The sequence below is a fragment of the Amycolatopsis sp. lyj-23 genome, from assembly GCF_046549135.1.
GTDB lineage: Bacteria > Actinomycetota > Actinomycetes > Mycobacteriales > Pseudonocardiaceae > Amycolatopsis.
Genome location: NZ_JAJPWN010000013.1, coordinates 255,116 through 278,181 on the forward strand (window position 1 = coordinate 255,116; position 23,066 = coordinate 278,181).

The 23,066-nt window shown below is 73.1% G+C and carries 23 protein-coding genes; 14 read left to right on the top strand and 9 right to left on the bottom strand.

From position 1 onward, the window contains the following. The 6 genes from murD (at position 1) to ACLJPY_RS31600 (ending at position 7,248) form a co-directional block, all read left to right on the top strand. The gene (gene murD, locus ACLJPY_RS31575; RefSeq protein ID WP_410593942.1) at positions 1-1,407 is read left to right on the top strand and encodes a UDP-N-acetylmuramoyl-L-alanine--D-glutamate ligase; all 1,407 of its coding nucleotides are present in this window, start codon (positions 1-3) and stop codon (positions 1,405-1,407) included. Continuing rightward, entirely contained in the window at positions 1,394-2,905 is a 1,512-nt protein-coding gene (ftsW, locus tag ACLJPY_RS31580; protein WP_410593944.1) for a putative lipid II flippase FtsW, read from the top strand. Before murD ends, ftsW begins: the two co-directional genes overlap by 14 nt. Continuing rightward, positions 2,902-4,026, top strand: coding sequence for an undecaprenyldiphospho-muramoylpentapeptide beta-N-acetylglucosaminyltransferase (murG, locus tag ACLJPY_RS31585; RefSeq protein ID WP_410593946.1), 1,125 nt, complete (start codon positions 2,902-2,904; stop codon positions 4,024-4,026). Before ftsW ends, murG begins: the two co-directional genes overlap by 4 nt. After that, entirely contained in the window at positions 4,019-5,416 is a 1,398-nt protein-coding gene (murC, locus tag ACLJPY_RS31590; protein WP_410593948.1) for a UDP-N-acetylmuramate--L-alanine ligase, read from the top strand. The genes murG and murC overlap by 8 nt, the downstream gene beginning before the upstream one ends. 4 nt (positions 5,417-5,420) lie before the next feature. Further along, positions 5,421-6,266, top strand: a complete 846-nt coding sequence (locus ACLJPY_RS31595; protein ID WP_410593950.1) for a cell division protein FtsQ/DivIB — start codon at positions 5,421-5,423, stop codon at positions 6,264-6,266. Between the two features lie 151 nt (positions 6,267-6,417). Then, complete coding sequence (locus tag ACLJPY_RS31600) at positions 6,418-7,248, top strand: NAD(P)H-binding protein (protein ID WP_410593952.1); 831 nt, start codon at positions 6,418-6,420, stop codon at positions 7,246-7,248. On the opposite strand, the gene ACLJPY_RS31605 is transcribed toward ACLJPY_RS31600, so the two are convergent. Further along, positions 7,245-8,099, bottom strand: a complete 855-nt coding sequence (locus ACLJPY_RS31605; RefSeq protein ID WP_410593954.1) for an EamA family transporter — start codon at positions 8,097-8,099, stop codon at positions 7,245-7,247. The genes ACLJPY_RS31600 and ACLJPY_RS31605 overlap by 4 nt on opposite strands. 84 nt (positions 8,100-8,183) lie before the next feature. Here ACLJPY_RS31605 and ACLJPY_RS31610 point away from each other — a divergent pair, with 84 nt between their 5' ends. Then, the gene (locus tag ACLJPY_RS31610) at positions 8,184-9,074 is read left to right on the top strand and encodes a LysR family transcriptional regulator (protein WP_410593956.1); all 891 of its coding nucleotides are present in this window, start codon (positions 8,184-8,186) and stop codon (positions 9,072-9,074) included. Positions 9,075-9,309: 235 nt separating this feature from the next. Here ACLJPY_RS31610 and ACLJPY_RS31615 read toward each other — a convergent pair whose 3' ends face one another. After that, a complete protein-coding gene (locus ACLJPY_RS31615; protein ID WP_410593958.1) occupies positions 9,310-10,479 on the bottom strand; it encodes an MFS transporter in 1,170 nt (389 codons plus the stop codon). 81 nt (positions 10,480-10,560) lie between these two features. Between ACLJPY_RS31615 and ACLJPY_RS31620 the strand changes: the two genes are divergently transcribed. Next, positions 10,561-11,106 (top strand): CGNR zinc finger domain-containing protein, encoded by a 546-nt coding sequence (locus ACLJPY_RS31620; RefSeq protein ID WP_410593960.1) that lies wholly within the window; start codon positions 10,561-10,563, stop codon positions 11,104-11,106. Here the strand turns inward: ACLJPY_RS31620 and ACLJPY_RS31625 are convergent. The 3 genes from ACLJPY_RS31625 to ACLJPY_RS31635 form a co-directional block, all read right to left on the bottom strand. Beyond that, the gene (locus ACLJPY_RS31625; RefSeq protein ID WP_410593962.1) at positions 11,087-11,254 is read right to left on the bottom strand and encodes a hypothetical protein; all 168 of its coding nucleotides are present in this window, start codon (positions 11,252-11,254) and stop codon (positions 11,087-11,089) included. The two genes, ACLJPY_RS31620 and ACLJPY_RS31625, sit on opposite strands and share 20 nt — an antisense overlap. A 524-nt stretch (positions 11,255-11,778) precedes the next feature. Continuing rightward, entirely contained in the window at positions 11,779-12,765 is a 987-nt protein-coding gene (locus ACLJPY_RS31630) for a HEAT repeat domain-containing protein (protein WP_410593964.1), read from the bottom strand. Beyond that, on the bottom strand, positions 12,759-13,433 hold the full coding sequence (locus tag ACLJPY_RS31635; RefSeq protein WP_410593966.1) for a HEAT repeat domain-containing protein: 675 nt from the start codon (positions 13,431-13,433) through the stop codon (positions 12,759-12,761). Before ACLJPY_RS31635 ends, ACLJPY_RS31630 begins: the two co-directional genes overlap by 7 nt. 276 nt (positions 13,434-13,709) lie before the next feature. On the opposite strand from ACLJPY_RS31635, the gene ACLJPY_RS31640 reads away from it, so the two are divergent. The 4 genes from ACLJPY_RS31640 to ACLJPY_RS31655 all read left to right on the top strand — a co-directional run bounded on the left by ACLJPY_RS31640 (position 13,710) and on the right by ACLJPY_RS31655 (position 16,831). Further along, on the top strand, positions 13,710-14,771 hold the full coding sequence (locus tag ACLJPY_RS31640) for a hypothetical protein (protein ID WP_410593968.1): 1,062 nt from the start codon (positions 13,710-13,712) through the stop codon (positions 14,769-14,771). 370 nt (positions 14,772-15,141) lie between these two features. After that, positions 15,142-15,870, top strand: a complete 729-nt coding sequence (locus tag ACLJPY_RS31645; protein ID WP_410593970.1) for a hypothetical protein — start codon at positions 15,142-15,144, stop codon at positions 15,868-15,870. A 170-nt stretch (positions 15,871-16,040) separates the two neighbouring features. Beyond that, positions 16,041-16,205 (top strand): hypothetical protein, encoded by a 165-nt coding sequence (locus ACLJPY_RS31650; protein ID WP_410593972.1) that lies wholly within the window; start codon positions 16,041-16,043, stop codon positions 16,203-16,205. A gap of 11 nt (positions 16,206-16,216) precedes the next feature. Then, positions 16,217-16,831, top strand: coding sequence for a hypothetical protein (locus ACLJPY_RS31655; RefSeq protein ID WP_410593974.1), 615 nt, complete (start codon positions 16,217-16,219; stop codon positions 16,829-16,831). 30 nt (positions 16,832-16,861) lie between these two features. Here ACLJPY_RS31655 and ACLJPY_RS31660 read toward each other — a convergent pair whose 3' ends face one another. Genes ACLJPY_RS31660 through ACLJPY_RS31670 form a run of 3 tightly spaced genes read right to left on the bottom strand, consistent with a single transcriptional unit; the run spans position 16,862 to position 19,104 of the window. Then, positions 16,862-17,731 carry an ABC transporter substrate-binding protein gene (locus tag ACLJPY_RS31660; RefSeq protein ID WP_410593976.1) on the bottom strand — a complete coding sequence of 290 codons (870 nt, stop codon included), beginning with the start codon at positions 17,729-17,731 and terminating at the stop codon, positions 16,862-16,864. A gap of 12 nt (positions 17,732-17,743) precedes the next feature. After that, the gene (locus tag ACLJPY_RS31665) at positions 17,744-18,487 is read right to left on the bottom strand and encodes an SDR family NAD(P)-dependent oxidoreductase (RefSeq protein WP_410593978.1); all 744 of its coding nucleotides are present in this window, start codon (positions 18,485-18,487) and stop codon (positions 17,744-17,746) included. Then, positions 18,484-19,104 (bottom strand): TetR/AcrR family transcriptional regulator, encoded by a 621-nt coding sequence (locus ACLJPY_RS31670; RefSeq protein WP_410593980.1) that lies wholly within the window; start codon positions 19,102-19,104, stop codon positions 18,484-18,486. Before ACLJPY_RS31670 ends, ACLJPY_RS31665 begins: the two co-directional genes overlap by 4 nt. Positions 19,105-19,241: 137 nt before the next feature. Here ACLJPY_RS31670 and ACLJPY_RS31675 point away from each other — a divergent pair, with 137 nt between their 5' ends. Then, positions 19,242-19,922 carry a hypothetical protein gene (locus tag ACLJPY_RS31675; protein ID WP_410593982.1) on the top strand — a complete coding sequence of 227 codons (681 nt, stop codon included), beginning with the start codon at positions 19,242-19,244 and terminating at the stop codon, positions 19,920-19,922. A 38-nt stretch (positions 19,923-19,960) separates the two neighbouring features. After that, positions 19,961-20,722 (top strand): DinB family protein, encoded by a 762-nt coding sequence (locus tag ACLJPY_RS31680; RefSeq protein ID WP_410593984.1) that lies wholly within the window; start codon positions 19,961-19,963, stop codon positions 20,720-20,722. 10 nt (positions 20,723-20,732) lie between these two features. On the opposite strand, the gene ACLJPY_RS31685 is transcribed toward ACLJPY_RS31680, so the two are convergent. Continuing rightward, positions 20,733-23,036, bottom strand: a complete 2,304-nt coding sequence (locus ACLJPY_RS31685) for an SEFIR domain-containing protein (RefSeq protein WP_410593986.1) — start codon at positions 23,034-23,036, stop codon at positions 20,733-20,735. Positions 23,037-23,066 lie beyond the last annotated feature (30 nt).

Here is a 23,066-nt window from a genome sequence, read left to right on the forward strand (position 1 = left end):
ATGGATGTTGCCGGTCGTCACGTTCTCGTCGCCGGAGCCGGCGTCACCGGTAAGTCGGTGGTGCCGGTGCTGGTCGAGCTCGGTGCGCGCGTCACCGTCACCGACGGCAACGCCGAGCGCCTCGCCGAGCTCGAAGGCCTGGGCGCCGAGCTGGTGCCGGGCCTGACCGAGCCACCGGAAGGAACGGCACTCGTCGTCACCAGTCCCGGCTGGCGGCCGACGTCGCCGCTGCTCGTGGCCGCGGCCGAAGCCGGCGTCGAGGTGATCGGCGACGTCGAGCTGGCCTGGCGGGTCGGGCAGCTGCGCGAGCACCCGCCGTCCTGGCTGGTCGTGACCGGCACCAACGGCAAGACGACCACCGCGGGCATGCTGGAGTCGATCCTCAAGTCGGCCGGCAGCAACGCCGTGGCCTGCGGGAACATCGGCTACGCGGCGCTCGACGCGGTGCGGGCGGGCTACGACGTGCTGGCCGTGGAGCTGTCGAGCTTCCAGCTGCACTGGTCCTCGACGCTGGCCCCGGACGCCGCCGTGGTGCTGAACCTGGCCGAGGACCACATCGACTGGCACGGCTCGATGGCCGAGTACGCGGCCGCGAAGGGCCGGGTCTACACCCGCGCCAAGGTCGCGGTGCACAACGCCGACGACGACTGGTCCACCCGGATCGCCGCCGAGCACGCGCCCGAGAGCGCCCGCCGCGTCGGCTTCCAGCTCGACACCCCGCGCACCGGGGAACTGGGCGTGGTCGAGGACCTGCTGGTCGACCGCGCCTTCGTCGCCGACCCGGACAACAGCGCCGAGGCGCTGGCCACCCTCGCCGACGTCCGCCCGGCGGGCCCGCACAACGTCGCCAACGCCCTCGCCGCGGCCGCGCTGGCCCGCGCCCACGGCGTCTCGCCGGACGCCGTGCTGAAGGGCCTGCGCGAGTACCAGCCGGCGCCGCACCGGGCCGTCGAGGTCGCCGAGGTGGCCGGGGTCCGGTACGTCAACGACTCGAAGGCGACCAACCCGCACGCGGCCGCCGGGTCGCTGCGCGCGCACGAGAGCATCGTGTGGATCGCCGGGGGCCAGCTCAAGGGCGCCTCGGTCGACGAGCTGGTGAGCAGCATCGCAGGCCGCCTGCGCGGGGTTGTGCTACTCGGCGTGGATTCACCCGTGATCGCCGCCGCGGTTGCGCGACACGCGCCGGATGTCCCGGTGAACAGCCTCCGTCCGGGTGACGATGAACCCATGACTGCGGCGGTGAGTGCGGCCAGCGCGATGGCCCGGCCCGGTGACGTGGTGCTGCTGGCACCCGCCGCGGCGTCGTTGGACATGTTCTCGAGCTACGGCGAGCGCGGCGACGCGTTCGCCGCGGCCGTGCGTGTCCTCCGCGACGACGCAGCGGGGGAGCCGAGTGACGACAGCTGAACCCAAGCCCGAACCGCCGCCGAAGCGCCCGCGCCGCGAGCGCAAGGAGAGCGGTTTCGTCGCCGTCCGGACCGCGCTGACCGCGTGGCTCTCGCGGCCGCTGGCGTCGTTCCACCTGGTGCTCGCCCTCACCGGCGTGCTCACCGTCATCGGCATCGTCATGGTGCTCTCGGCGTCGTCGGTCGCCTCCTACAACCCGAAGACCGGCAGCGGCGTGTACTCGCTGTTCGTCAAGCACCTCGTGTTCGTCGCCCTCGGCTCGGTCGTGTTCTGGCTGGGCCTGCGGGTCAAGCTGGAGCGGATCCGGCGGATGTCGGCGACGGCGACGGTGGTCTGCCTCGGCCTGCTGGTGCTGGTGCTGACCCCGCTCGGGTCGACGGTCAACGGCTCGCAGGGCTGGTTCAAGATCGGCGAGTTCACCTTCCAGCCGGTCGAGGCCGCGAAGGTCGCGCTGGCCTTCTGGGGCGCCCACATCCTGGTGATCAAGTACAATGTGATCCACCAGTGGCGGCACCTGCTGGTGCCGGTGGTGCCGATCGCGCTGCTGATGTTCGCCCTGGTCATGCTGCAGCCCGACCTCGGCGGCACGGTGACACTGGCCGTCGTCCTGCTGGCCCTGCTGTGGTTCGCCGGCGCGCCGAAACGGCTGTTCGGCGTCATCCTCGCGGGCGGCCTGGCCGGGGTGCTCGTGCTCGCCCTCATCGCGCCCTACCGGCTCGCCCGCGTGATGTCGTTCCTCTCGCCGGACGCCGACACGAGCGCGGAGGGCTTCCAGGCCAACCAGGCCAAGCTGGCGCTGGCCGACGGCGGGTTCCTCGGCAAGGGCCTCGGCCAGGGCACGTCCAACTGGGGTTACCTGCCGAACGTGCAGAACGACTTCATCTTCGCCCTGATCGGCGAGGAGCTCGGGCTGATCGGCTGCGTCGTCGTGCTCGTCCTCTTCGGCGGGGTCGCCGTCGTCGGCCTGCGGATCGCCACCCGCAACATCGACCCGTGGATCCGGATCGTCTCCGGCACGCTGACGGTGTTCCTCGTGGCCCAGGCCGGCATCAACATCGGCTACGTCGTCGGCCTGCTGCCGGTCACCGGCGTCACGCTGCCGCTGATCTCCTACGGCGGCACCTCGCTGGTGATCACCATGCTCATCATGGGCGTGCTCGCGAACGCCGCTCGGCACGAACCGGAGGCGGTGGCCGCGCTGCGCACACAGGGGCCGGGTAAATTCGGGCGTCTGCTGCGGCTGCCCGCGCCCGACCCGTACCGCCCGCCCGCCACGCGCAAGGCGGCGGGGCGGAGTGGGGCGAAGGCGGCCCGGCCGGCGCCCCGTGCGGCCCGGCCCGCGCCGGCGCAGGAACGACGGAGGTCGGTCCGCGAACCGGTGCGCCGCAGCGCGGCACGGACGAGCACGGCCCGCACGAGCACGTCTCGCGGCGGGGCCGCGCGGACAACAGCGAGCCGTGGTACCCGGAGTACCGCGAACCGGAGAGGTCATAGGTGAGTAAGCCCGTCAAGGGAACCGAGCGAGCCGCCGCGGGCAAAGCACCCGTGGTCGTGGTCGCCGGAGGTGGCACCGCAGGACACATCGAACCCGCCCTCGCCCTGGCCGACGCCGTCATGCGGCTGCGCCCGGACGCGAAGGTCGTCGCGCTCGGCACCGAGCGCGGCCTGGAGAACAAGCTGGTCCCGGCCCGCGGCTACCCCCTCGAGCTGATCCCGCCGGTGCCGCTGCCGCGCAAGCCGACGCCCGAGCTGGTCCGGCTGCCGCTGAAGGTCCGCGACTCGGTCCGCAAGACCCGCGAGGTCCTGGACCGGGTCGGCGCGGACGTCGTCGTCGGCTTCGGTGGGTACGTCGCCCTGCCGGCCTACCTGGCCGCGCGCGGGCGCGTCCCGATCGTCGTGCACGAAGCCAACAAGTCGGCCGGTCTGGCGAACAAGGTCGGTGCGCGGTTCGCCGCGCGCGTCGCGGTCGCCGTCCCGGGGACGCCGCTGCCGAAGGCCGAGGTCGTCGGGATCCCGCTGCGGCGGTCGATCACGACCCTGGACCGGGCCGCGCTGCGGGCCGAGGCGCGCGCGCACTTCGGGCTCGACCCGGACGCGCCCACGCTGCTGGTGTTCGGCGGTTCGCAGGGCGCGCAGTCGATCAACGCGGCGGTGTCCGGTGCGGCGAAGGACCTCGCGGACGCCGGCGTCGGCGTCCTGCACGCCCACGGGCCGAAGAACACGCTGGTCGTGCAGGAGTTCCCCGGGAAGCCGGCGTACGTGCCGGTGCCGTACCTGGAGCGGATGGACCTGGCCTACGCCGCGGCCGACGTCGCGATCTGCCGGTCGGGTGCGATGACCGTGGCCGAGGTGACCTCGGTCGGGCTGCCCGCGGTGTTCGTCCCGCTGCCGATCGGCAACGGCGAGCAGGCGTCCAACGGCCGTCCGGCGGTCGACGCCGGGGCCGCGCTGATGGTCGCCGACGCCGACCTGTCCCCGGCCAAGGTCGCCGAGCTGGTCGTCCCGCTGGTCACCGACGCCGACCGGGTCGCGAAGATGAGCGCGGCGGCGGTCGGCATGGGCCACCGCGAGGCCGACGAAACCCTCGCCCGCATCGTCCTGGAGGCCGCCCGTGCTTGAGCTGCCGGAAGAACTGCGCCGGGCGCACCTGATCGGGATCGGCGGGGCCGGCATGTCCGGCATCGCGCGGATCCTGCTGGCCCGCGGCGCTTTCGTGTCGGGCTCGGACGCCAAGGAGTCGCGCGCGCTGCTGTCGCTGCGGGCGCAGGGCGCAGAGCTGTTCGTCGGCCAGAGCGCCGCGAACATTTCGGCGCTCTCGCAGCCGCCGTCCGCGGTGGTCGTCTCGACGGCGATCAAGGAGACCAACCCCGAACTCGCCGCGGCGCGCGAAGCCGGGATCCCGGTGCTGCACCGAGCGCAGGCGCTGGCCGGGCTGATGGCGGGTCACCGCGTCGCCTGCATCGCGGGCACGCACGGCAAGACGTCGACGACGTCGATGCTGACGGTGGCGCTGCAGCAGTGCCGGCTCGACCCCTCGTTCGCCATCGGCGGCGACCTCAACGAATCCGGCGCCAACGCCCACCACGGCGAAGGCGGCATCTTCGTCGCCGAGGCCGACGAGAGCGACGGCTCGTTCCTGGCCTACTCGCCGTCGGTCGCGGTGGTGACGAACGTCGAGCCGGACCACCTGGACCACCACGGCACGGCCGAGGCCTACACCAAGGTGTTCACCGACTTCCTCGACCGCCTCGATCCGGCCGGGCTGCTGATCGTCTGCGCCGACGACGAGGGTGCCGCCGCGCTGGGCGACGAAGCCGAGAAGCGCGGGGTCCGGGTGCAGCGGTACGGCCGCGAGGCCGACGGCGTAGACGACGCCCGGGTCAAGTCCTACCAGCCGCTGCCCGACGGCGGGATCGTGCAGGTCTCGCTGCGCGGCGAGCCGGTCGACGTCCGGGTGGCCGTGCCGGGCGAGCACATGGCGCTGAACGCGCTCGCCGCCCTGCTGGCCGGGATCGAGCTCGGGGCGCCGGTCGACGGCATGGTCGCGGGGCTGGCGGCGTTCGGCGGGGTGCGACGGCGGTTCGAGTTCAAGGGCCGGGCCGGCGACGTCCGGGTCTACGACGACTACGCCCACCACCCGACCGAGGTGTCCGCGCAGCTGCGCGCGGTGCGGACCGCGGCCGGGTCCGGGCGGGTGATCGTGGTGTTCCAGCCGCACCTGTACTCGCGGACGAAGACGTTCTCGGCGGAGTTCGCCGAGGCGCTTTCGCAGGCGGACGAGGTCGTCGTGCTGGACGTCTACGGCGCGCGCGAGGAGCCGGAGCCCGGTGTTACCGGCGCGCTGATCGCCGACCGGGTGACGGCGACGGTGCACCACGAGCCGGCGTTCGACCGGGCCGCGCCGCTGGTGGCCGGCCTGGCCAAGCCCGGCGACCTCGTGGTGACCATGGGCGCCGGCGACGTCACCCAGCTGGGGCCGGAGATCCTCGCCGAGCTGGAGAAGCGCTGAGGTCATGAGTCCGACCCGGGAACGCCGTCCGTCCGCCTCCGCAGCAGCCGCGGAGGACGTGCCGGACCGCGCCGCCCTGGCCCGGCAACGGCGGGGGCGGCGCTCCGAGGAGGAGCGCCGCCGGACCCGCGCGGCGCGGCCCAAGCCCAGCGCCCGCAACCGGCCCAACCGGCAGGTGGAGATCCGCCGCCGGTGGGTCGCGCTGCTGTCCGTGCTCACCGTGGTGGCCCTGGTCTACCTGCTGTTCTTCAGCTCGATGCTCGGTGTGCAGGACGTCTCGGTCAGCGGGGCCCGCACGGTGCCCGCCGACCAGGTCCGGACGGTGGCGGCGGTCCCGGCAGGCAAGCCGATGCTGCGGCTGAGCACCGACGAGATCCGGGACCGGGTCGCGGCGATGCCGGGCATCGCGACGGTCGAGGTGTCGCGCTCCTGGCCGAACACGGTCGACATCACGGTGACCGAGCGGACGGCGATCGCGTTCTTCGACAGCGGCCCGGGCGGCGACGGCGTCCACCTGGTCGACGGCGGCGGCGTGGTGTTCAAGACGGTCCCGGCCCGGCCGGCGGGCCTGCCGGAGCTCAAGCTCCCGAAGGTGTCGGCCGACGACCCGGTGACCCGCGCGGTGACCGCGGTGCTCGGCGTGATCCCGGAGCAGCTGCTGAAGCAGGTCACGACGGCGACGGCGAAGACGCCGGCGAGCGTGGAGTTCACCCTGGCCAACGGGAAGATCGTCCGCTGGGGCACCGCGGAGCAGACCGACCGCAAGGCGAAGGTCCTGGCGGCGTTGCTGACGCAGGACGGCAAGGTCTACGACGTCGCCGCGCCCGAGCTGCCGACCATCACCTCCTGACCGACCCTCCAGGTACGCAGCCCGACCCTCCAGGTACGCACGCCGACCCTCCAGGTACGCAGCCCGACCCGTTGAGTTCGCAAGTCATGTGCGCCGGGGTTCTCGTATGCCGTACGATCTCGTACGACATACGAGAACGAGGAGGGTGTCCATGACGATCCTGGTGACGGGCGCGACCGGCAGCGTCGGCCGGCTGATGGTCGACGAACTGCTGGCGCTGGGGGCGCCCGTGCGGGCGCTGACGGTCGACCCGAAACGCGCGCAGCTGCCGGCGGAAGCGGAGGTCGTCGTCGGGTCGCTGGCGCGGCCGTCGACGCTGCCGGTGGCGTTGAAGGGGGTCTCGGCGGTGTACCTGGCGCCGATGGCCCGGACCGTCCGGCGGTTCTGCGAACTGGCCTCCGACGCCGGGGTCGAGCGGGTCGTCGCGCTGTCGGGCAGCAGCGTCGGCGACGAGCACGAGGGTTCCAGCGGCCACGAGTACGCCGCCGTCGAGGCCGCCGTCCGGGAGGCCGGGTTCGCCCGGACCTTCCTGCGGCCGGGCGTTTTCATGAACAACACGCTCGGCTGGGCGCCGATGGTCCGCGCCGGCGAGGTGGCGACGGCCTACGGCGACGCGACGCAGACACCCATCGACCTCGGCGACATCGCGGCGGTGGCCGCCCGCGTCCTGGTGTCGGACGGCCACGACGGCGCCACGTACGTCCTCGGTGGACCGGAGGCGATCAGCCAGCGCGAACAGGTCGAGACGCTGGGATCGGTGCTGGGCCGGAAGATCCGCTTCCGCGAGCTGACTCCCGCGGAGCAGCGGGCGCAGTGGATCGCCTACGGCGTCCCGGAAGCGGCCGTCGGCTGGCTGCTCGAAGGCTTCGAGGAAACCCTGCGGCACCCGCAGGTGCCGACCGGCGTAGTCGAGGAACTGCTGGGCCGTCCGGGAACGACGTACGCGGACTGGGTGGCCGCGCGGCGGGAGGTCTTCGCCTAGACCGGCTGCCCGGCCGGCTCCCGCGTCCCGGTGCGTTCCGCGCCGATCCCGGCCGCCACGACGAACACCACGCCCGCCACCGCCCCGGCGTCCGGGACCTGGTGGAGCACGGCGAACCCGATCGTCAGGGCGATGGCCGGTTCCAGGCTCATCAGCGTGCCGAACGCGGGCGCGGTCAGCCGCCGCAGCGCCAGCATTTCGAGCGCGAACGGCACCACCGGCAGCAGCACCGCGAGCGCGAGGCCGGTGAGCAGCAGTGGCCAGGTCAGGTGCCCGATCACCTCCGGGCCGTAGACGAGCGTCGCCACGATGCCCGCGACCGGCATCGACACCGCGAGCCCGCGCACGCCCGCCACCTCGTCGCCGACCCGCTGCGTCAGCAGGATGTAGCACGCCCAGCAGACGGCGGCCGCGAGCGCGAAGCCGACGCCCGCGAGGTCGGCGCCGCCGCGCCACGGCTGGGTCAGCAGCACCACGCCGAGCGCGGCGAGGACCGGCCACAGCCGCTTGCCGCCGCGGCCGCGCGTGACGGCGACGGTCAGTGGGCCGAGGAACTCCAGCGCACTCGCCGTGCCGAGCGGCAACCGGGCGACGGCCTCCATGAACAGCATGGTCATCCCCGCCGTGACCACGCCCAAGCCGCAGCAGGCCAGAAAGGTGCTCCGCCGGAACGACGACGGGCGCGGCCGGACCAGGACGAGCAGCAGCACCCCGGCCCACGCCAGGCGCAGCCACGCCGCGCCTTCGGGACCCACGCGGTCGAACAGGCCGACCGACACGGCGAGACCGAGCTGGACGCAGAGCATGGCGGCGACCGCGAGGGTCGCTCCGGCGCGGGACGTGGATGGCACGCCGTCCAGCAAAGCCGGGGGCAACCGTTCGTGTCCACTTGGCGATGATGGACATACCGTCCGGAATTCCTGGACGATGCCGACGTGGACACCCGCCGGCTCCGGTTTCTCCTCGAGCTGTCGCGCCACGGCTCGATGCGGGCCGTGGCGGACGTGCTCGGGACGACGACGTCCACGGTGTCGCAGCAGATCGCGGTGCTGGCGCGGGAGACGGGCGTGCCCCTGCTCGAACCGGACGGCCGGCGGGTCCGGCTCACCCCGGCGGGGCGGCGCCTGGCCGAGCACGCCGTGACGATCCTCGCCGCCGTGGAGGCCGCCCGCGCGGACCTCGATCCCCACGCGGAGCCGGCCGGGACCGTGCGCGTCGCGGGGTTCGCCACGGCCGTGCGGCGGTCGGTGCTGCCGGCGGCGGCCGCGCTGGCGGACCACCACCCGCGGGTCGAGCTGCGGATCAGCGAGTACGAACCGGACGAGGCGTTCGCCGCGTTGCTGGCCGACGACATCGACCTCGCCCTCACCTACGACTACGAACTCGCCCCGGCCGGCACGGACTCCACGGTGGCTGTACGTCCACTGTGGACATCGCGGTGGGGGCTCGGGGTCCCGGCGCGCGACGCGGGCCGGGTGCGCGGCGAGGGGACGGTGGCGGTGTTCGAGGCGTTCCGCGACCACGGCTGGATCGTCAACTCCCGCAACGGCGCGGACGAGGACGTGGTCCGCCGCCTGGCGGCGATGGCGGGGTTCACGCCGGTGCTGACGCACCGGGCGGACAGCCTCGACCTGGTAGAGGACCTGATCACGACCGGCCCGGCCCCGGCGGTGGGTCTGCTGCCGGCGGCCCGGGCCCCGAAGGCGGGGGTGACGGTGCTGCCGCTGGCGGGGCCGGAGGTGCGGCAGCGCGCGTTCGCGTGCACCCGGCGGGGGCGCGAGGTGTGGCCGCCGCTGGCGCTGGTGCTGGGGTTGCTGGCTCAGTAGGCGGGGTCGGGTGGCGCGGCCGCGCGGGCGGGTTTGGCCGGGTGGGTTTGCTTGCGCCGGCTCCTGGGCGCTGGGAACTGCGGCGGCGTGGTGGAGCGGGCTGGGACGAGGTCCTCGCTCGCGCGAGCCTTCGGCTCGCTCGCTGGGCGCGGTGCGGGGCCCAGGACGCCTGCCGTCGCTCGCGTTGCGAGTGCCGCCGCGTGGTGGGAGCGGCCGGGCGCGATCACTCGCGCTGTCAGACGCGGGTGCGGGTCATCCCGGCCAGGCCCAGCAGCGGGAGCGCGCCGGCGAACACCACGACCGCCGTCCAGCCGCCCAGGTGGTAGGCGATCGAACCCGCCTGGGAGCCGATTGCGCCGCCGATGAAGAACGTGCCCAGGTAGACGCTGTTGATGCGGGCGCGGGCCGATGGGTCGAGCTGGTAGATCGTGTGCTGGCCGACCACCAGCGTCGTCTGGACCGCCATGTCGACCGCGATCGCCGCGATCGCCAGCAGGATCACGCTGTGCGCGCCGAACCCGGCGAGTGCGAACGCGGCGGCGCAGAGCACGAACGCCCCCGCCGTGAGCGGCCGGCCGTGGCCGTGGTCGGACCAGCGGCCGGCCAGTGGTGCCACCGCCGCGCCGGCCGCTCCGGCGAGCGCGAACAGGCCCACGCCGAGCTGGGAGTAGTTGAACGGCGGCGCGGTGAGGACGAACGCGATGGTCGTCCAGAACGCGCTGAACGACCCGAACATCGCCGACTGGTACAGCGCGCGGTGGCGCAGCGGCGGGTGCTTGCGCGCCATGGCGAACGTCGAGCGGAGCAGCTCGCCGTAGCGGACGTCGGTCTTGGGCGCGCGGGGCGGCAGGATGAAGCGCAGCACGAGGGCCAGCGCCGCCATCGCCGCCGCCGAAATCAGGAACACCACGCGCCAGCTGGTCACCTCGGCCAGCAGGCTGGCGACGACCCGCGAGAGCAGGATCCCGAAGAGCAGCCCGCTGACGACCCGCCCGACGATCCGGCCGCGGATGGCGTCGGGGGAGATGTCGGCGGCGAACGGGATGAGGATCTGCACGACCACCGAAGCCGCGCCGACCGCCAGCGAGGCGATGAGCAGCACGGCGAACCCCGGGGCGACGCCGGTGACGACCAGGCCGGCGCACGCGACCGCGAGCAGGGTCGCGACGAGGCCGCGGTTCTCGAGCCGGTCCCCGAGCGGCACGAGCAGCAGCATGCCGGCGGCGTAACCGATCTGGGTGGCGGTGACGACCCCGCCGGCGGCGGCCTCGCCGATCCCGAACGCCTGCCGGAGCTCGGCGAGCAGCGGCTGGGCGTAGTAGAGGTTGGCGACGGTCAGTCCACAGGAGACGGCCAGCAGCAGCACGAGCCAGCCGGGCGGGGCCTTCTGTTCGGTCTCGGTCATGCGCGCGCCCCCAGAGTCGGAACCGGTTTGATCGGTTCCCGACGGTACCAGTCAAACCGGTTCCGGCGTACTGTGACCCGTATGACGGAGAGATTCCGCTCGGGAGCGGGCCGCCTGTGCCTCGACTTCGTCCGCACGCTCCGGTACCGGGGAACGCCGTCGGAGACGGAGGAACTGCCGGACGCGCCGGCGTGGGGGGCGTGGATCGACCAGTTCGGCCCGTTCCCGTCGCCGGTCCACCCGGAGACGGCCGACGACGCCCGCGTGGTCCGCGAGGCGATCCACGAGCTGCTGACGACCTCGCCGCGCCCATCGACGCGGCAGCGGCTGAACCGGTTCGCGGCGCTTCCGGTTCCGGCGCCTTCGCTGACGCCGTCGGGCGAACTGCGTTGGCAGGCCGCGGATCCCGCGTCGGCGATGCTGGCGTTGCTGGCCAGGGACGCGCTGGAGCTGGTGACGTCACCGGAGTTCGCGAAGGTCCGGCGCTGCGAGGGCGCCCGGTGCGGCGCGTTGTTCCTGGACACGTCCCGGCCGGGAACCCGGCGGTGGTGCTCGATGGGCGTGTGCGGAAATCAGGCGAAGAAGTCGACTTATCGAGCGAAGGCGGTCACGGCCGGCGAGGCGTGAACGCTTCGGTGAGCAACGCGTTAAGAACGTGGGCCGCGGGTCCGGCGGCGTCCGCCGATCGGGGCGTGGCGGCGCGGGCCGGCGCCCAGTAACCCCAGCCGTCGAGGAGTTCGGCGGCGAGTCCGGTCAGGCCGGTGGCCGCGCCCACCGCGCCGAGCGCGGCGGCAATGACTTCGATCGCTTCGGCCGGGAGGTCGGCCGCACGCGGGCAGCAGGAGAAGCAGACGCTCCGCGGCGGTGCAGGCGAGGTCGGCCGCCACCGCGGTGACCTCGGGCCAGGAGAAGGCCAGGCCCCGGAAGTGCCCCTCGAGTGCGGCCAACCGCAGGACTGCGCCACCGTCCGCTGGGGACAGCAGGTAGTCGATGCCGGCGCCTTCGGGGCAGTTCCGGAACACGACGTGGATCCGGTGGTCGCGTGCGGGCGGGCTGAACACCGGCCAGCTGCCGGGCGACGCGAGCGACTCGGCCCCGGCGGAATCGACACCGAACGCGGTCGGCGCCGGCTCGGCACCTCCGGCGACGAGGAAGAACGCGGGCCAAAACCGCGCCGCGTCGACCGGGACAGCGGGATCGACGGGTGGCCGGAAGCTGCCGGGATAGCCCGGGATGGGCACGCCGCGGGTTACCGAAGGCGTTCGCCGATCGGAGCGTGGCGGCGCGGGCCGGCGGTCGTCACCGGCCGGTGGACTGCCCGTCGAGCAAGGCCGTGGCGAGGAGGGCGACCGCTCGCTCCTCGTCGTCCACCAACCGCCGCAGCACGTCGTGGGCGAGGGTGCCCGGCAGCTCGGCGAGGGCCTGGGTGATCCGGATCCGGACCGCCGGGGCCGCGGTGAGCTCGCCGGCCAGTGCGTCGAGGATCCGGCGGCCGCGGCCGGGCTCCAGGGCCAGCGCGCCCAGGACTTCCGCGGCTTCGACGTCGTTGGTGCCCTCGGCCACCATCGCGACCAGTACCGGCACCGCGGCGGGCGTCCCGCGGCGGCCGGCGGCCAGTGCCGCGTGGCGGCGGACGTCCGGGTCGGCGTCGTCGAGGGCGCCGGCCAACACCGCGGTCGCTTCGTCGCCGGGGAGCTCGGCGATCGCCTGGACCGCGCGCCGCCGGACGGCGACGTCGGGTGAGCGCAGTCCGGCGGCCACCGCGGCCAGGCCGTCGTCGCCCGCCCGGGCGAGAGCCCAGCGGAGCGCGCCGGCGACGTTCGGGTGCGCCTCGGTCAGGACCGCCTTGGCCAGCAGGGACACGTCCTCGATCGGCGCGAGGGCGGCCTGCTGCCGGCGTGACGGGCTCGGGGAATCGAGCTCGTGCAGCAGCTCGACGACGTGCAGCACGCCGTCCCAGCCCGCGGGCTCCGACGCGTCGATCGCCCGGAGCCGGTCGAGGAGTTCCTGCTCCCGCCGCAGCCGGTCCTCGGTCCGCCGGATCAGGTCGCTGACCAGCGTGGCCGGGGTGAAGGCTGGGTCGGCCAGCGCCTGGCCGATCTGCCGCAGCGACATCCCGAGCGAACGCAGGCCTTCGACGTGGAAGATCCGGCGGATGTCCGCCTCGGAGTACTCGCGGTAGCCGCCCACGGTCCGGCCGGTCGGCCGCACCAGCCCGAGGGAGTCGTAGTGCCGGAGCATCCGCGTGCTCACCCCGGACCGGCGGGCCACCTCGCCGATCAGCACGCGGTGCTCCCGGCCCGTTCGGGCCCGAGCGCGACGATCCGCTTCGCCTCGTCGACGGCCAGGTCGAACCCGGCGTCCGGGTCGGCCAGCAGCCGCTGCGTGGCGCGGGCGTGGGCGCGCACGCCCGGGTCGGCACTGGCGAGGCCCGGCTGCAGGGCCGCCTCGGCCGCGTCGCCGAGCGCGACGAGGGCGCGGCTGAGGCTCAGCTGCACGGCCCGGTCACCCCGGCCGAGCTCACGAGCCAGTTCCGTGGCCAGTGCCCCGTGCTCACCGGGTGGCACGAGGACGACGGCGGCCCGCCAGGCACTGCGCGCGACCTCCTCGTCGGCGTCGTGCAGCAGCGACCGGGTGAGCGCGGGCCACGCCGTCCGGTCGCCGATCTTGGACAGCGTGTGCAGCGCCTGGCTGCGCGCCTGCGCCCGCCCGGACGTCAGCTCGGCGACCAGCTTCGGCACGGTGAGCTCCGCCGGGAGCCGGGTCAGCGCCCAGGTGAGCATGTCGCGCACGAAGAAGTCCGGCTCGACCGCGCACCGAGCCACGAGCGCGTCGGCGAGCGCGGGGTCGGCCTGCGTTCCGGCGGCGAGCGCGGCCTGCAGCCGGGTGGACGAGCTCCCGGCGCTGAGCGCGGCGAGCAGGCGGGTGTCCGTTGCGTGGTTGATGGTGACCACCTCCTCTCCGCAGTGAAGACCTTGTCACAGTGTCAAGGTCAAGCGATCGGCGCCAGCCGGCCTGCGCGGGCGGCGTGGAGCTGGGGTTGCAGCTCGACGGGCGGGTGGCCGGTGGCCCGGTGGCCGACCCGGCTCGGCCTCGGCGGCGACTTCCCACCGCACGCGATCCCGCCCGGCGAGCACCGTCGCGGCTGAGCCCGTCGTCCACCGTCCACGGCGCCGACGGACCCCGGTAGGCTGCCGCGGCCGGGGAATCGGGCCGAGGGGGACAGCGTCGTGGACATCGCTTCCGGAGTGGACCGGGTCCGGGTGCACGAACCCGTGCCGAACGTGCCGTCGGGGGCGGAGGTGCTGTTCGCCGGGTTCGTCCGGCAGCTGACGACGGCGATCGTGGTCCGCATCGGGCTCAGCGGGGCGCTCGTCGCATGGGGGGTGCTGCTCGTCGCCACCGACCGGCGGGCGGACGGCTTGCCCTACATCTACTTCGGGGCCTTCGGCGCTTCGCTGGTGCTGTGGAGCTACGTGCTGAGCGTCTACCTGCGGGTCCGGCGGCGGTTCGGGGAGCCGTACCACCGGCTCGACGTCGCTTCGGATGGCTTGCTGGTGAAGGGAACGCGGGTCAGCGTCCGGCTGCCGGACGGGCGGTGGCTGCGGACGCGGCTGGCCGACGGACCGAGGGTGCAGCTGGCCGGCCAGCGGCGCCTGTGGGTGCTCGGCACCGGACGGCGGGTGTTCGTGCGGCTGCCCGGCGCGATGTCGTTGCGGGCCGCGCGGATCGAGGACGCGCCAGGGCGGGGAGCGGCTCCCGCGGAACCCGTTTCGCGCCGGCCGACCCCGCCGCGGCTCGATCCCGTGCTCGCCGCCCACCGGGCGTACCGGATCCGGCGGGTGGCCGTCGCCGGGGTGACGTACCTGGTGCTGGGCGCGGCGGGGGTGGCCGTCGTGCCGAACCTGCAGTTCGACGAGAACTCCGTCGCGGGTCCGGCCGCGGTGGGCGGCATCGCCGGCGGCAGTCTGGTGCTGGCGATGCTGGGGGTGCTGGTGCTCGTCGGCGTGCTGCGGATCCGCCGTCCGATCACCGAGGACGTGTGGGTGGAGCTGCGAGTCGCACTCGACACGCCGTTCGCGCCGCGGCGGCGTGGTCTGAGCCGGCTGACCGGCTGGGCCCTGCACCCCGACGGACGGCAGACCCGCTTCCGGCTCCTGGCCGACGTCTCCCTGGCGGCGAACGTGGCGACGACCGGGCAGCTGTGGCTGCTCGGCTACCCGCAGCCGGGCAAGCCGGCGAAGGCGGGCGTCCCGGGCTACCCGTGCACCGGGAGTTTCCGCCTGGCTTGAGGCGGGGCGGCGAGTGCGCGGCGCCAGTGTTCGGTGACGCTGTGGCGCAGCTTCTCGGGGGCGACGCTGCCGGGGTCCAGAAGCCGTTGCAGCGCAATGCCGCGGCTGTACCCGGCGTGCCCCGACGTCGGCCAGGGTGAGCGCCCGGACGCCCTGCTCGACGACCAATTCCCCGGCGGCGGCCAGTAGCGCGGCCTCGGCCTGTTCGCGACGTTCCTGCTGGGTGCGGCGTGGAGTGGCATCGGGTGGAGCTCAACAACGAAACTCGCGTGTCGGCCAGCCAGTATGCCGGTTTGCTGCCGCCGCGCGAAGGTGTCCGGCCGGGCGCTGCGAGACTGAGCGGCAACTTGACGACGCAAGGGAGCTCGCGGTGGCCTCTGACGCCCTCGACGGACCGGTGCCGGCATCGAGCGGGCCGGTCCTCGCGCTGCTGGACAAGGCCATCGGCGTGCAGGCACCGCTGGTGCGCAAGAACATCGCCCGGGCCCGCCAGCGCAACCCGGACGCGACGCCGGCGGAGGTCGTGCGCACCCTGGAGCGGATGTTCGTCAGCGCCCTGGCGGGTACTGGAGCCGCAGTCGGGGCCTCCGCGGCCGCGCCCGCCGTCGGCACCGCGGTGGCACTGGCGCTGTCGGCGGGCGAGGCGTTCTCCTCGCTCGAGCTGAGCGTCCTGTTCGTGCTCTCGGTCGCCGAGGTCCACGGGGTCCGGCTGGACGAGATCGAGCGCCGGCGGACGCTGGTCATGGGCATCCTGCTCGGCCAGTCCGGTTCCTCGACCATCGTCGGCAAGGCCGCCGAGCGCACCGGTCAGCACTGGGCCCGCCAGCTCGTGAGCAAGGTGCCGATGTCGAGGCTGAACCAGATCAACAGCGTCCTGGGTAGGAACTTCGTCACCAAGTACGGCACCAAGCAGGGCGTCATCGTGCTCGGCCGGGTGGCTCCGTTCGGCATCGGCGCGGTGATCGGCGGTGGTGCCAACGCGACGGTCGCCGCCCTGGCGGTTCGAGCGGCCCGACGTGCGTTCGGTCCTGCACCGCAGGTGTGGCCCGGTGCCGTGGTGGATTCCGTGGTTCCTGACCCGGAGCTTCCGGATCGTTGAGCGGGAACGGGGCGGAGTACGGGTCGGAGATGCGGAAAGCGTTGTCTTTGCTTAACCAGCTCGAGAGGTAGCACGTGGCGCGGGCAATTGCTGTCTTCCATCGTTGGCCGACGACGCAGCCGGTGAAACCCGGTCGTCCGAGGGTGGCCGTTGGTGGCAGGATGACGCGTATGACCACGAACCCGGCCGTCGGCTTGGCTGCGGAACCGCTGGAAGGGCAGCGCTTCGAGCTGTGGTGGAAGTTGATCGGGGCCTACACCGGTGAAGTGCCCGGACGTGTCCACGGTGGACAGTGGCGCACGTCCCAGCAGGCGCCCGGCGCGGCGAGCCGCTGACGGAAGCCATCGTGTCACCACCGGACGGTGAAGCCGATGATCCGCGCGCGCGTTTCGACGCGAGCCTGAACGGGCTGCTGGGCCGCCGGATCTCGGCGGTGGACTACTGGGATGTCCACAACTTCGCCTCCGAACCCGCGCGATGGGACTACGGCAGCTGGCACCACGCGGTGATGGGCGTCGGGCTCGTCGCCGACGCGGGGCCGGCGACCGTCACCTGGACCGATACGTTCTACACCTACGGGGTCGAAGTCCTCGACGGCCGGATCGAAGACCATCTCAGCTGGGGCGACGAAGGTCCGGAGCGCATCGGCCCCGATGTCGACCTCGGGAGCCCGTGGCATCGATACCTGAACACGCCGGTTCTCGGGACCGCCGTGCATTGGGAGCGGGTGGAAATCGGGACGGGCCGTCGGGTCGACGGCAGCGTCGGGCCCGTGGGAGCCGTGGACGTGCCGATGGCAGTGCGTCTGGACTTCGCCGCGGGGGCGGTGTGGTTCGTCGCTGCCATTCCCGACCCGCCGGAGGGGCGGCGGGTGTTCGTCGGCGGCAACGAGATCATGGTTGTGTTCTCGGGCGAGAAGATGCGCGATGTGGGCTTCGACTGCGCCGCATTCCGTCAATGATCACGCTCATCCTCATGACAGTGTGCCCGCTCAGTCGTGCTCGGTGCGGTAGAACTCTTCCGCGGCAACGGTTTCCGGCACACCGAGTTCGTCCGCGATCGCAGCGATGCCGGCGGCCCCGACGGCGAGATCCGCTTGCCCGTCGGTGGTGAAGTACGGCGCGATGAACCTGTCGTAGTGGGCGCGGGCTTCGGCCTCGGTCTGGCCGCCCAGGAACGTCCGCAGGTGCCGCACCGTGGTGTCCGGGTCGTCGTGGATCACCTGCAGCGCGCGGCGGTGGGCGCGGATCATCGCCTGCACCGCGGGGTCGTCCGGGGAGACGTACGTGGGGTCGACAGCCACGCCCACCGTGGGAATCCGGAAGTGGTCGCCGACCCAGGCCAGCAGGTGCCAGCCGTGTTCGGCGGCGATCGCTTCCGGGGCCATGGTGCTGCCGACGTAGGCGGCGTCGATCTCGCCGGACCGCAAGCGGCGCAGGTCCATGCCGTAGTCGCCCGGCTGCCGGACCACGCAGTCGACGTCGTGGTCCGGGTCGAGACCGGCCTGGCGCAGCACGATCCGGGCGAAGCAGCCGGGTGGGGTGTGCGGGGCGTGCACCGCCAGCCGTTTGCCGGCCAGGTCGGTCAGCGACGTGCCGGAGCGGGCCAGGAACCAGAACAGCGGGCGGTCGGTGTTGACGGTGAGCGCGACCCACGGGGTCCCGTCGGCCAGTCTGGACAGCAGCGCGCGGCCGAGCCCGATGGTCGCGCCGTGGCGCAGCCGCTCGATGTCCCAGGCGCAGCCGTCGTGCAGCGCCACGCGCACGTCCTCCGCGGCGTAGAGGTCCTCCTGGTCGGCGATGTAGGCGACGAGCTCTTCGTGCAGGCCTCGGCCGACGTAAGCCAGATCGATGGTGGGCATGACCGTCCTTCCTCAGTACATCGCCATGCCGCCGTTGACCGCGGCGGTGGTGCCGGTCATGAAGGAGTTGTCTTCGCCGGCGTAGAAGGCGACCACGGTGGCCACGTCCGCCGGGACGGCCAGGCGGCCCAGCGGGGTGGCGGCCGTCTGACGCCGCTTCTGCTCGTCGTCGAGGACGTGGGAGATCCTGGTTTCGGCCACCGGACCGGGTTCGACGACGTTGACGGTGATGCCCTGGGGGCCGAGCTCCTGGGCCAGGTAGCGGGCGAACTGGGTGAGCGCGGCCTTGGCGGTACCCAGCGCGATCATGCCGGCGCGGGGCTGGCGGCTCAGGCCGGTGCCCAGGTAGATCAGCCGGCCCCAGTGCTGGGCGGTCATCGCGGGCAGCACCGCCTTGGTGACCACGAACGCGGCTCGCAGCTCGTCGTCGAGCTTGCCGCCCAGTTCGTCCCAGGTCATCTCCTCGAACGACTTGATCGCATACGGCGTCAATGCGTTGTGCACCAGCACATCGATCCCGCCCCAGGCCGATCGGACCTGTTCGACCAGTGCGTCGACCGCCGCGACGTCGCGCACGTCGGCCTGGACGGCCATGGCCTCGCCGCCCGCGGCTTCGATCTCGGCGGCGACCTGCTGGGCCGCTTGCTCGCTGTGCAGGTAGTTGATCACCACCCGCATGCCGCGCTCGGCCAGCAGGCGCGCGGTGGCCGCGCCGATCCCGCTGCTGGACCCGGTGATCAGGGCAACCCTGGTCATGAGCTGACCTCCTGTTCGTCGCCGGGGCGGAGCGCCCCGTAGAGGACGGTGTCGACGGCCATCCGCAGCAGATCGGCCGCGCTGTGGTCGAGTTCGCGCGGCAGCGGGGAGTTCAGCAGCCGCTCCACCGCGCCGCGGGTGATTTCGCCGAGTAGCCGAGGGGGTGCGGACAGCATCCCGCGCCGGTGCCCGGCGCGGAAGAGGGCGTCCAGGCGTTGGTAGACGACTTCGTCGATGCGCTGCTCGACGTACTTGCGCAGCACCGCATCGCCGCGTCCGGTGGCCAGCTGGGCCGCGCCGATCCGCTCGAGCTCCCGGCCCGCCGCGAGCAGGAACCCCCGGACCTGCTCGGCGAACGGCTGGTCCTGCGTCTCCTCGGCTGCCGCGGCCAGGGCTCGTTCGATGGCATCGAACTGCCTCGCCAGCACGGCGGTCAGCAGGCTGCGCTTGTCCGGGAAGTGCCGGTACAGCGTCTTCTTGCTCATCCCCAGCTCGCGGGCGAGATCGTCCATGCTCATCCGCCCCGCGCCGGGGGAGAGGAACAGCCTGCTCGCCGCGTCGAGGATCAGCTCGACGCGAAGCCGGTCGGAAACTGGGGAAACTATGTCCGTCTCCATAGTTTCCATGGTGGTTCGGGGCACGGGTTCGGTCAAGGCGATGTCCGCTGAATCACTGGGTTGAGCGTTCGCTCAAATCGCCGTAGCCTGAAGTTTGAGCGATCGCTCAAACTCATGTGTTCGAGGGGGATGACGTGATGTCCGATGATGTGCAAGTCGATGGCGAACCCGTCGCGTGGTGGCGGCGGGGCTTGATCGTGCTCGCGGTGCTGACTGCAGCCGGCGGGGCGGCGTTGGCGATTGCGGGCGCCGCTCCTGACCTGCTGGGGGGCTATGCGATCTTCGTCCCGGTTCCCGTGGTACCGCTGTTCTTCGCGGGTAACGGCCGCTACTTTCGCTCGGCCTGCACCGTCGTGGGCTGGGGATTGTTCGTAGGCGGCGTGTTCTTCGCCGTGCTCGGCTTGATCGTCTTCGTTCCCGCGGGTTTGGTGGTGCTGGCCGCGGGGTGGGCCGAACGCCGGCGGACGGTGCTGTGGGGGACGACGTCGCTGGTGATCGCCGTGCTGTCGGTCACAGGCTGGGTCGTCGCGGACGTTCGGGCGTTCCGTCCGATGGATGCCTTCGTCGTGCAGTTCGACCGGCGCGGATACGCCGAAAACAGCGACACCCTGAGGCCGCTGCTGGACAATCCGCCGCGCTTCGGCCTCGGAGCCACCGACATCAGCAGCGGCAGCACCCAGGCCGGGCCCGAATGGTCGGTCTTCTTCCGGCCCGATCTGTCCACACAGGACAAAGGAGCACTGGAGGGCTACCTCCGTGGCCTGCCCGCGGTGGTCTCGGTCGCGCTGTGCGAGCCGCCTCCGTTCGGCTGCAGGTAGGCGTGTCCGCCACGTGACCCGTGCGCGAGACTGCTGCGATGGTTTCCGAATACGTCCGCACCGACCGGTTCCGCGGTGCTCGGATCCACCTCTGCGACCTCGCCGGCCTCGAGGTCCGCGATTGCGAGGTGACCGGGCTCAAGATCGTCGACTGCTACGGCGGCGACGTCTACCTCGGTGGTGACTTCGAGCGACTCGTCGTCAACGACGTCGACGTGACCGCCTACGTCGAGGCCGAACTCGACCGGCGGCACCCCGCGCGGGTGCTGGCGCGGGATGCGGCTTCACCCGAGGGCTACCGCGCTGCCTGGGACGCCGTCGAGACCCTCTGGGGCGCGACGCTCGACCGGGCGAGGCTGCGGCCCGAAGCCGAACTGCACGAGCGGGTCGACGGCGAGTGGTCGTTCGTCGAGACGCAGCGGCACCTGCTGTTCGCCTCCGACGCCTGGCTCGGCAACGCCGTGCTCGAGGAGGAAGCGCCCTATCACCCGTTGGGCTTGCCCGCCGGGGGAATGCCACCGGACCGAGCGGCGAACCTCGGTCTCACCGTCGACGCCAGACCTGCTCTCGACGAGGTGCTCGCGCCGCGGCTCGCCCGCATGGCCGCCATGCGGCGGGTCGTCGACGGGCTCACCGCGGCCGAGCTCGACCGGGTGTGCGGGCGCAAGCCGGCTGCGGGGTACCCCGATCAGGAGTACGTCGTGCGCCGCTGCCTCAAGGTGGTGCTGAAGGAAGAAGCCGAGCACCACCGGTACGCCGTGCGCGACCTCGCGGCGCTCGAGTCCGGCGCCACCGGCTGACGAACCCGGGCTATCCCCGGCCGCCCAGGTGGCGCTGCAGGTGCTGGTGGCGGAACTGGTGGACCGCTCCGTACTGGCGCAGGACACCGCGGTTCCGGGCGTCGTCGAGGAAGGCGAACAGGCGCCACGGCAGCTTTCCGCGGCCGGCGAGGACGAGCCGGGTGACGGTGAACCTGGCGTACGCGCTGAACAACAGCCACGCGGCGGCGTAGCCGAGGGCGATCCGGACCGCGTACTCGACGCCCAGCACGGCGAACACCGCCGCGATCGCGAGCATGGTCCCGGTGCCGGCCAGGGCCACGTTCCGGTCCGCGCGGAGGGTGCCGCCGGGACTCGTCGGCCGTTCGAGGTCGGCGAGCACCACCAACCCGTCGCTGCGGCCGTGGCGCATCCGGTGCCCCAGCCGGCGGCCGAACCGCCACGCGAGGAAACCGCCGCCGAGGGCGAGCGCCGCCAGCACCAGGGCCGCGCGGAGGTTGTGCACCAATCCCGCCGCGACGCTGCGGCCGGCGACGAGCAACGCGAGCACGCCGACCGCGAACAGCACCGCGCTCCCCAGCAGTTTCACCAAGTCGCCCGCCTCGGCACGCAGCTTGGACCTCGAGCCGTCGAACGCGTGCGGGGTTTCGACGTCGGTCACGTTGAAGCGGGCCAGGTACCGGGAGCTGCCGGCGACCGGCCCGACCACCGCGGCGGCCACCAGCCCGGGCACCACGCCGGCCGTGCTGACCAGCCCGAACCCCAGCGCGGCGCCCGCCGCGACCCGGCAGGCGGGCGCGATCCACCGGACGGGACGGTCGAGCTGCCACCACGCGATGTCCGCCGTCCCGGTCGAGGCCAGGTGCGCCAGCCAGCGCTGCACGCTGCTGTGGTGCACCCGGGCGAAGGCGCCGTGGGGACGGCGACCGGGGTGCTCCGGGTAGACCGCCCGGACGAGGTGCTGCACCAGGCGGGCCTCGATCGAATCCGGGTCCGGGAAGCGGACTCGGTCGGACAGCTCAGCGGGATCGCGGGCGAGGTCCTGGTGGACCACGCGGAGCAGCCACACGAGCAGCGGTGTCGGCGCGGGTTCCGCGCGCAGCCGGGCGAACAGCGGCGCCAGGCGGGACGCCCCGCGCGGGACCGTCTCGGCCAAGTACTTTTCGACGTCGTCGCGGTCGAGCGGCAGCAGTTCGGCGTGGGTGGCGCGCGCCAGCCCGACACCGGCGGCGTCCAGTTCGCGGTACTCGGCCGAGCCGCAGGTGACGATCAACGGAACCGACGACCCCAGCCGGTTGAGCGCGGCGATCGCTTCGGGCCGCAGGTCGTGCGCGATGGTCTCCAGGCCGTCGAGGACGGGCAGCACCAGGGCCACTTCCAGCAGCGCGGATGCCAGCGTGATGCGCGTCCCGTCGACCCAGCGGACGGTCCGGCCCAGCCGGTGGTCGCGGGCCAGGCGGCGCGCGAGCCAGTCGAAGGGGTGCAGCTTGCCCGGGTGCCAGTCGGTGACCGGGACGAGCACCGGCACCGGGCCGCCCCGGGCCCGCTCGCCCAGCAGGTCGGACACCAGCCGGATCGCGGCCACGCTCTTGCCGGACCCGGGACGGCCGAGCACGAGCAGCCGCCGCGACGGCACGTTCCGGAGGAAGAACGGCCCGATCCGGTCGAATTCGCCGCCGTCGGCGCGCCACCGGGTGACCAGCGGCCGCGGGTCGTCCAGCCCGAGCCGCTCCGACTCGCCTTTCCAGAGGTGGGCGACGGCGCCCGCCAGGCCCTCCGCGGCCTCGACCAGCGTCCGGCTGAGTTCGTCGCTCAGCACGGGGGAGCGGAACAACCCGTCTCGGTCGGCGAGCGGTCCCAGTTCGGGCTGGATGCGCCGCGGTTGACCGGTCAGGACGCGCAGCAGCTCGTCGAGTTGCGCGGGCATGGCGTACCGCGTCGCGGAGTAGGGCTGGAGGAACGCGGGCAGGTCGTCGGCGGAGCAGCCGGGGAGGACGACCGGGAGGATCTTGGGCAGCCACTGGGCCCGATCCGCCGCCAGGTGCTCGCGCAGCATGGCGAGCTGGAACCGGGCGTGGTTCTGCGACTCGCCGTCGGCGGCGGCCAGCCGCTTGTACTCGGGCGAGCCGATGGCGAGCACGAAGTCACCGTGGTCGATCTGGTCGACGACCCATTCGAGCCAGTCGCGCCGCCGATCGCGCTCCCACACGTCGAGGCGGACGTCGATGCCGAGTTTGCCGCGCAGTTGCGCGGCAAACTCGTGGACGGTGTCGGTGTGTGCACCGGAGTCGTCGGCGTACGAGACGAACACCCGGGGACTTCGCTTGGCCGGCACGCCGAGCGATCCTAGTGGCGTTCCGCGGTC